General features: G+C 69.3%; 8 protein-coding genes. 3 read left to right on the top strand and 5 right to left on the bottom strand.

Going from position 1 to position 8,266, the window contains the following annotated elements; genetic code table 11:
* Nucleotide 1: 1 nt before the first annotated feature.
* From prfB to VGX25_RS18655, 4 genes are all read right to left on the bottom strand, one after another.
* Nucleotides 2-1,114, bottom strand: coding sequence for a peptide chain release factor 2 (prfB, locus tag VGX25_RS18670; RefSeq protein ID WP_326919098.1), 1,113 nt, complete (start codon nt 1,112-1,114; stop codon nt 2-4).
* Between the two features lie 61 nt (nt 1,115-1,175).
* A complete protein-coding gene (locus VGX25_RS18665; RefSeq protein WP_326919097.1) occupies nt 1,176-1,673 on the bottom strand; it encodes a PadR family transcriptional regulator in 498 nt (165 codons plus the stop codon).
* A gap of 115 nt (nt 1,674-1,788) precedes the next feature.
* Nucleotides 1,789-3,366, bottom strand: coding sequence for an FAD-binding oxidoreductase (locus VGX25_RS18660; protein ID WP_326919096.1), 1,578 nt, complete (start codon nt 3,364-3,366; stop codon nt 1,789-1,791).
* Complete coding sequence (locus VGX25_RS18655) at nt 3,363-3,659, bottom strand: DUF2087 domain-containing protein (RefSeq protein WP_326919095.1); 297 nt, start codon at nt 3,657-3,659, stop codon at nt 3,363-3,365. The genes VGX25_RS18660 and VGX25_RS18655 overlap by 4 nt, the downstream gene beginning before the upstream one ends.
* 534 nt (nt 3,660-4,193) lie before the next feature.
* On the opposite strand from VGX25_RS18655, the gene VGX25_RS18650 reads away from it, so the two are divergent.
* The 3 genes from VGX25_RS18650 to VGX25_RS18640 all read left to right on the top strand — a co-directional run bounded on the left by VGX25_RS18650 (nt 4,194) and on the right by VGX25_RS18640 (nt 7,776).
* Entirely contained in the window at nt 4,194-4,721 is a 528-nt protein-coding gene (locus VGX25_RS18650; protein WP_326919094.1) for a DUF1697 domain-containing protein, read from the top strand.
* Between the two features lie 140 nt (nt 4,722-4,861).
* The gene (locus tag VGX25_RS18645; protein ID WP_326919093.1) at nt 4,862-6,502 is read left to right on the top strand and encodes an MFS transporter; all 1,641 of its coding nucleotides are present in this window, start codon (nt 4,862-4,864) and stop codon (nt 6,500-6,502) included.
* On the top strand, nt 6,499-7,776 hold the full coding sequence (locus VGX25_RS18640; RefSeq protein WP_326919092.1) for a GGDEF domain-containing protein: 1,278 nt from the start codon (nt 6,499-6,501) through the stop codon (nt 7,774-7,776). Before VGX25_RS18645 ends, VGX25_RS18640 begins: the two co-directional genes overlap by 4 nt.
* A gap of 27 nt (nt 7,777-7,803) precedes the next feature.
* Here the strand turns inward: VGX25_RS18640 and VGX25_RS18635 are convergent, their stop codons facing one another.
* Nucleotides 7,804-8,190, bottom strand: a complete 387-nt coding sequence (locus tag VGX25_RS18635) for a helix-turn-helix domain-containing protein (protein WP_326919091.1) — start codon at nt 8,188-8,190, stop codon at nt 7,804-7,806.
* Nucleotides 8,191-8,266 lie beyond the last annotated feature (76 nt).

The following is an 8,266-nucleotide window of genomic DNA, read 5'->3' as shown; positions in this document are numbered from 1 at the left end:
GTCAACCGGTTTCCTGCTGGGCCCGGCGCCAGCGGAGGAAGGACTCCATGAACTCGTCGAGGTCGCCGTCGATCACCGCCTGCACGTTGCCCGTCTCGTGGTCAGTGCGCAGGTCCTTCACGAGCTGGTACGGCGCCTGCACGTAGGACCGGATCTGCGTGCCCCACGAGGCCTGCGTGGTGGGACCGCTGATCTCCTCCAGCTGCTTGCGGCGCTCCTCCCGCTGCTTCTCCGCCAGCTTGGCCGCCAGCACCTGCATGGCGCGGGCTTTGTTCTGCATCTGGCTGCGCTCGTTCTGGCACGACACGACGATGCCGGTGGGCAGGTGGGTGATGCGCACGGCCGAGTCGGTGGTGTTGACGCTCTGCCCGCCGGGGCCGGACGAGCGGAACACGTCGATCCGGATGTCCTTCTCCGGGATGTCGACGTGATCGACGGCCTCCACGAACGGCAGTACCTCGACCCCGGCGAAGGAGGTCTGCCTGCGGCCCTGGTTGTCGAACGGGGAGATCCGCACCAGCCGGTGCGTGCCCTGCTCGACGGACAGGGTGCCGTACGCGTACGGCGCGGTGACCTTGAAGGTGGCCGACTTGATCCCCGCCTCCTCGGCGTAGGAGGTGTCGTAGACCTCGGTGGGGTAGCCGTGCCGCTCGGCCCACCGCAGGTACATGCGCAGCAGCATCTCCGCCCAGTCGGCGGCGTCCACCCCGCCGGCCTCCGACCGGATGGTGACCAGCGCGTCGCGCTCGTCGTACTCGCCGGACAGCAGCGTGCGCACCTCCAGCGAGGAGATCTCGGTGCGCAGCCGGGCGCGCTCGGCGTCGGCCTCGGCGAGGCTGGAGGCATCGCCCTCGTCCTCGGCCAGCTCGTAGAGCACGTAGACGTCGTCGAGACGCTGGCGCAGCTCGGTCACCCGGCGCAGCTCGCCCTGCTTGTGCGACAGCTGGCTGGTGATCTGCTGGGCGGTCTCCGGGTCGTCCCAGAGGTTCGGCCGTGCGGCCAGCTCCTCGAGCTCGGCGATTTTTGCGCGCAGCGCATCGAGGTCCATCACCGCCTCGACGCTGGCGAGGGTGTCGGCGAGGTCCTTGAGGTCGGCTGCGACGTCCGGGTTCACGTTCTATGAGGTTACGTGAACCCGGACGCCCCGTCTTTTCAGACCCGGTTGGCCGGCCCTGTTATGTCGGGATGGAGTCGAGCAGTTTGAGCACGGCCCTTGCCCTGGCGGCGCCGAACTCGGCGACCGCCTTGACGTAGGGGTCGTCGGCCGACTTGGCGGCGGACTTGGCGACCTCCGCCTCGTCCGAGTAGTACTTCTTGGCCGAGTCGACCAGCGCTGATCGTTGCTTTGTGGTGAGAGCGCTCGCGTGCACCAGCCGGAGGATCAGCGGGCTGCGAAGGTGATCAGGGCCGGGCTCGCCACCCAGCCAGTTCTTGAACGCCTTCTTCCCGGCGGCCGTGATCACGTACTGCTGGCTCGAGCGTGGACCCTGCTTGCCAAGGCGCACCAGCCCGGCGTTGGCGAGCGCCGGGAGCTCTCGGTAGACCTGGCTGCGGGTGACGCTGAAGAACGAGCCGAAGCGGTCACGGGCGGCGGCGACCAGCTGTCCGCCGGTCTGCGGGCCCTCGTGCAGGAGGCCCAACAGTGCCGCGGCGGTTGCATTCAGTTCAGACACGACTCCACCGTGCCACGCCGAAGCCTCGCTGTCCACAGTGGCCGGCAATCTGTCCACTTTGGCTGATCAGATTCTCCGGCCGGGCGTGCCCCGAATGGCCGAATGATTCGCCCACCTAGTGGAACAGCACGCCCGGGTTCAGGATCCCCCTGGGATCCAACGAATTCTTCGCCGCAAGCAGCGCCGCACCGAAAGGACGCGGCCGTTGCCGGTCGTACCAGCGAAAATGGTCCCGGCCGACGGCGTGGTGGTGGGTGATCGTCGCGTCCAGACGCTCGAGCGTGTCGCCGGCGGCGGCCTTGATGTCGTCCCACATCGAGACTTCGGCCCCGCGCCGGCCCCGGGCGATCACCGTGAAGTACGGCGCTACTCCATCCGGGTAAACATGAGTTGTGCGGCACGTGACGATGCCCGGCTCGCCGCAGACCCGTTCGATCGCGTCGCCCAACTCGGCCCGCACCGTCTCGCACACCTCGGTCGCCCGGTCCCAGGTGCATGCCGTCTCAATGGTCTCAACGATGACCCCCAAACGGGCCAACGCATCCCTTAAGTAGGGCATACGTAGGAATGCCGACCGCCATGCGCCGACCGCATCCGGCCGGTCTGGAGTGTCCCGAGTGGACACCGGTGGGTATGTTCCGTGGTGATCGGTGGCCAGCTCCACCGCCCTGGCCAGCCCGGCGTCCACCGGACGGTCGGCGGACTCGAAGCCCAGCACCAGAACGGACGAGCCATCCCGGACGCCGGCGTTGATCGCCGCCTCCGCGGCGTCGAGCAGCCGGCAGTTGCCGGGCTCCAGTCCGGACTGGGCGATGGCCCGCACCGCGCCAAGGCCGTCGGCGAAGGTGCGGAACCGGACGGCGGCGGAAGCCTTGTGGGTCGGGCGGTCCTGCAGCCGCAGCCAGGCCTCGGTGATCACTCCCAGGGCGCCCTCGGAGCCGAGGAAGAGCCGGTCCGGCGACGGCCCCGCCCCCGACGCCGGCAGCCGGCGGGACTCGCTGATCCCGACCGGGGTCACCACCCGCAGCGCCTCCACGAAGTCGTCGATATGCGTGTGCCGCATGGCATAGTGCCCACCGGCCCGGGTGGCCAGCCAGCCGCCGAGGGTGGAGAACTCGAAGCTCTGCGGGAAATGGCGCAGGGTCAACCCGTGCCCGGAAAGCTGCCGCTCCAGCCGCGGCCCCAGCGCGCCGGCCTGGATGCGCGCCGCCCTCGAGACCCGGTCCACCTCGAGCACCTGGTCCAGACCAGTGAGGTCCACAGACACCACACCGGGGTGGGCGCCGCCCCGGTACTCCACCCCGCCGACCACCGAACTTCCGCCGCCGTAAGGAATCACCGCGACTCCGGCGGCGCCCGCCCAGTCGAGCAGGTCGACCACATCCGCCTCGGTGCGCGGGAACGCCACCAGGTCGGGCGGCTCGGGCAGGTCACCGGCGAGCGCCCGGACCACGTCCCGGTAGGCCTTGCCGTAGGTGTGTCCGGCCCGGTCCTCCGGATCCGTCGAGCAGATCGTGGCCAGCGCCGCGGGCGGCTCGACTCGCGGCGCCCGCAGCCTCAGGTCCTCGATCCGGGGCACCGGAACGGGATCGCCGACCCAGTGCGGCGGCAGCCGCCCCGCCAGCCCGGCCCGCTCCGCGGCACCGACCGCGGCGTCGACCCATCCCCAGCCCCACCACGACCGCTTCGTCACGCGCCCAGCACATCCACCCAGCCGCCGGATCGCCAGTACACGCCGTGATCCCGGCTGAGCAGACCCTCGTCGACCAGATACCGGCGCAGCGTCACGTGATCCACCTCGCCACCCGCGCACCACGCCCGCAGCACCGCGTCGACCTCGCGCTCCGGAAACCGCCGGCCCGGCTCGAACGACTGCACCACGTGCTCGAGCACCACCCGCCGCCGGCCACGCTTGGCGGGCAGCCGGATCAACCGGCCGTCCGGTACGAACGTGCGCAACACGGCCGCGATCTTCGGGTCCACCACGTTTCCACGCTAGCCCGGCCGCGGTGCCGTGTGGACCCCAGGCCACACGGCACCCAGCAGTGCGCCCGGCGGGGCGCGCAACCTTGCAGGTCCTTGAATTGCCTGGCCAGGCCGGGTACACGAGCCGGCGGCCAACTGTGGGGGTGGGGGATGGGCGAGGAGGTTGGAGCTTCGACTCCCCGGCACCGTCGAGGCGAGCATCGACGGCCGGGCGCTCGACCTCGGCCCCGGCACGGCAGCGTTGCGTGCTCGCCACCCTGCCGCTCGACGTCAACCACGCCGTGCTGGTGGACCGGGTCTGGGGAGCTCCCTCGACATCTGCCGGGGATCGGCTACCGATACGGCGAGGCCGCGGCTTGAGCGCGCTCGGCCGCCACGACCAGGCGCGCAGCTGCTGACGGCGCTCCACCACGATCCTGCAGGACATCGGCGCGCTGACCGCCGACCAGGCCGACTTCCCGGGCAGCCAACCGATCCCGGATACTCCGGAGATCATCCAACGCAACACCTGACTGTGCTTGATCCGGAGGTGGCGTGACCCGTTACGTCGCACTGCTGCGTGGAATCAACGTGGGCGGGCACAACAAGGTGCCGATGGCCGCGCTGCGCGACATCTGCGCTTCGGTCGGCTGCACCGACGTGGCTACATATATACAGAGCGGCAACGTGGTGCTGACCAGCAGCCTGGACGCGGCGAAGCTGAGCGCCGCGCTGGAGTCGGCGATCGCCGCCGAACTCGGGGTCGCACCGGCCGTGGTGATCCGCACGCACGAGCAGCTCGCCGCGATTGTCGCCGGGAACCCGTTCCCTCAGGCCGATCCCGGGCACCTGCACGTGTTGTTCCTCATGTCCGAGCCGAACGACAAGGACCTTGGTGCGATGGAAGATGCGGAGTATCCGCCGGAGGAGCTCGCCGTGCGCGGCGCCGACGTGTACTTCCACCTGCCCAAAGGCCTTGGCCGGGCCAAGCTTCCCGAGCTGTGGGGGCGCCGGATCAAGATCCTGGGAACGATGCGCAACTGGCGTACGGTGGGCCGGATGCTCGAGATGTCCGCCACATAGGTGACTACGAAATGTAATCACAGTAGTATATCTGGGTGGTCATTGGCTGGACCCGGTGCTCGGTTCCGCGGTCCCGCCTACCGTCGTAGTCACGCCTTGGGGGAGCCGGTCGTCCTGCGCTACCTCCGGGGGTGAGCACGATGAGGGGTCGGGGAACCGGCTTCCGTGACGTGCTCGCCATCCGCGAGTTCCGCGCCCTCTGGGCCGCCGAGCTGTTCTCCCTGCTCGGAGATCAACTCGCCCGCGTCGCCCTCGCCGTCCTCGTCTTCCAGCGCACCTCCTCGGCCGCCTTGTCCGCCCTGACCTATGCCCTGACGTTCGTGCCGGCCGTCCTCGGTGGCGCCCTGCTGTCCGGCCTTGCCGACCGCTACCCGCGCCGCCAGGTCCTCGTCGCCACCGACCTGCTCCGCGCCGCGCTCGCCGGCGCGATGGCGATCCCGAGCATCCCGCTTCCCGTGCTGTGGGCCCTCGTCGGGCTGCTCAGCATGGCCTCGGCCCCGTTCAAGGCCGCCCAACTCGCCCTACTCCCGCAGATTCTCGACGACGATCGATTCGTCGTCGGCATGTCGCTGCGCCAGATCACCGGTCAGGCTGCCCAACTCGTCGGGTTCGCCTCCGGTGGCATGCTCCTCACCGCGGTCGAGCCGCACGCCGGGCTGGCCATGAACGGCGCGACGTTCCTCGCCAGCGCCGCGCTGATCGTGCGCGGTGTGCGCTCCCGACCAGCCGCGGCCGGGACCGCGACGTCCGCGGACCGAGGCGCACCCGAATCGCTTGCGGGCAACCGGCAGGTGCTGGCCGTGGTCGCCATCGTGGCCCTGGCCGGTCTGTTCGTCGTGCCCGAGGGGCTCGCCGCGCCGTACGGGGCGGCCATCGGAGTCGGATCGCTCGGTGTCGGCCTGCTGATGGCCGCCGACCCGCTGGGCAGCGTGATCGGCGCCTGGCTCCTCGGTCGGGTGCGGATCCGTCCGACACGGTTGTCGGTGGTGCTCCTCGCCGCGGGCTCGGGCGTTCCGCTGGTGCTGTGCGCTCCGGGACCGGGATTGGCGATCTCGATCGCGCTGTGGGCGGCCAGCGGGGCGATGTCGACGGCCTACCTGATCCTGACCCAGGCCATCGTGGTTCAGCTGGTTCCCGACCACCGCCGGGGGGCGGTCATGGGTCGGATCGCCACGTGCCTGTACGCCTCCCAGGGCCTGGCCATCGTGGCGGGCGGCGTCGCAGCCGAGGCCACAGGGCCCTTCCGGGCGGTCGCCGAAGCAGGTTTACTTGGCATCGTGCTCGTACTGTGCGTAGGCGGATGGTGGCGGCGCGTTGCTCGCCCCCGGCGCGACCTGGTCGCCGGGAGCGAGCGTGGCCAGATGAGACATGATCAGTACTCCTTGTTAGTCACGAAAGGCACCCCCTTCCAGGCAGAGTGCGTGGAGGAACCAAGGGCAGACGGTCAGTACTCCTTGTTCGCCACAGCGGACACCTCCTCCCAGTCGGAGCGCACGAAAGAACCAAAGATCGGCGATCAGTACTCCTTGTTCGCCACGACGGACACCTCCTCCCAGCCAGAGCACGCGAAAGAACCAAACGCCAGCGATCAGTACTCCTTGTTACGCATGAGAGGCACCTCCTCCCAGGCAGAGCGCGGTGACGGTCGCGTGACACGGCCACTGCCGGAACCAAATCCGCCACGGAATCGTCGACTGGGGACTCGAGCGCCCTCATTATGGAGGTGGTGTCTCAGTACGGCCGGGGGTCGACTGCAGGTGGGGAGGATGGCGACCCGATGACCGCCTGGATGCTATGGACCAAGCCCCGCCGGGGCGTCGCATTCATGCTCGCGGTTGAGGTGCTGGCCGTCGCGCTCTCCGCATGGATCATCGCCGCGCAACCGGTCACGCAGCGGGATCTGATCAACTTCGCCGCGATCACGATCATCGGGGTGGTCGCGACCGAGACTTCCCGTCAGGTGGAGCGCATGCGCCGACGCCTGGCCGGCACCCCGCACGTCAACCTCACCTCGGTGTGGACCTTGTCAGCGGCCTTGCTGACCTCGCCGAGCCTGGCGGTCGCCACCGTCGTCCTGCTGTACGGCCACATGTGGTTCCGCATGTGGCGGCGGATCACGGGTAGGCACCCCTATCGAGTTGTGTTCTCCGCCAGCATGGTCGTGCTGTCCTGCCTCGCCGCGCGGGGTGTGGCCGACCTGGCGCCGACCGGGGACATCCTCGACGACATCACCGCCGTCGGACTGGCCTGGCTGGTGCTGGTCATCCTGGTGTACTCGCTGGTGAACTCCGGTCTGGTCGCCTTGGCGATGATCCTCAACCGGGATGACACCTCGATCGTCCAGTTGTTGGGCACCTGGCAGGAAAACAGCATCGAGTACGCGACCCTGTGCATCGGGGCGCTCACCGCGGTGCTGCTCGCCTGGCGACCATGGCTGGTCGCCCTGATCTTCATGCCGCTGTACGTGCTGCACCGCAGTGTACTGATTAGACAGTTGGAGCACGCCGCGACCACGGACCAGAAGACCGGCCTGCTCAATGCGACGAGCTGGCAGACGTTGGCAACCAACGAACTGCAGCGTGCCCACAGCAACGGCACCGAGTGTGCCGTTCTGATGGTGGATCTCGACCACTTCAAGCGGGTCAACGACCAGCACGGCCATCTGGCCGGAGACGACGTCCTGCGGGCGGTCGCCGACGCGATGCGGGAAGAGGTCCGCGACTACGACCTCTGCGGCCGCTTCGGTGGCGAAGAGTTCGTCGTGCTGATGCCAGAAATTGAACTGACCGCCGCAATCGAGACGGCGGCCCGAATTTGTGCCCGCGTCCGCGACCTCCGCATCGAGAACACGACAACCGGGCAGCCGCTCGAAGGGCTCCGGCTGAGCGCGTCGATCGGAGTGGCCACGTATCCGGACGCCGGCAAGGAGCTCGACGAGATCCTCCTCGCCGCCGACAACGCGATGTTCGCGGCCAAGGACTCCGGCCGCGACCAGGTCCGCGCGGTCGCGGTGAGCCGGGCCCCCGAGCGCCGGTCACCGTCACCGGCCGAGTAGCGCGGCGAGCGGATCACGTCCGCGGGTCTACGACTGATCGGCCCTTCGGGACGCCAGCTCGTCGTGGTACTGCTGGGCCCACTCGGCGAGTGGGCGGACCGCGCGAAGCAGGGAGCGTCCCATCGGGGTGAGCGTGTACCAGACGCCGCCGAACCGGCCGGGCTCGGCGCGTCGCTCGATGAGGCCGTCCTGCTGTGCCCGGCGCAGGGTGTCGGACAGCACGCGGTCGGTCAGCGGCTTGGTGTGCGAGACCCAGCCGACGCGTTCCTCGACGTCGTTAACCGACGACTTCAGCTCCTTGTACTGCCGCTCGCCGAGGGCCAGCGCGGCCAGCACGGCGACCGTCCATCGCCCCCGGAGGACCGCCATCGCGTCGTGAACGCCCTGCCGGTACGGGACGTCCCGGTTGTCCATGCCGCTCAGCTAACACGACGGCGTCGCCCCGCGTATCGGTCGGGTGAGTTTTCCGCGATCATGCCTGGTAGGCACG

The organism is Actinophytocola sp., assembly GCF_035942955.1.
Taxonomy (GTDB): Bacteria; Actinomycetota; Actinomycetes; order Mycobacteriales; family Pseudonocardiaceae; genus DASYTH01.
The sequence above is the reverse complement of the archived record's forward strand: the minus strand, read 5'-3'. Positions and strand labels throughout refer to the sequence as shown.

Bases quoted from the DNA above. Each gene is read 5' to 3' on its own strand.
- VGX25_RS18640 (WP_326919092.1), top strand. From the start codon at position 6,499: ATGACCGCCTGGATGCTATGGACCAAGCCCCGCCGGGGCGTCGCATTC.
- VGX25_RS18645 (WP_326919093.1), top strand. From the start codon at position 4,862: ATGAGGGGTCGGGGAACCGGCTTCCGTGACGTGCTCGCCATCCGCGAG.
- VGX25_RS18635 (WP_326919091.1), bottom strand. From the start codon at position 8,190: ATGGACAACCGGGACGTCCCGTACCGGCAGGGCGTTCACGACGCGATG.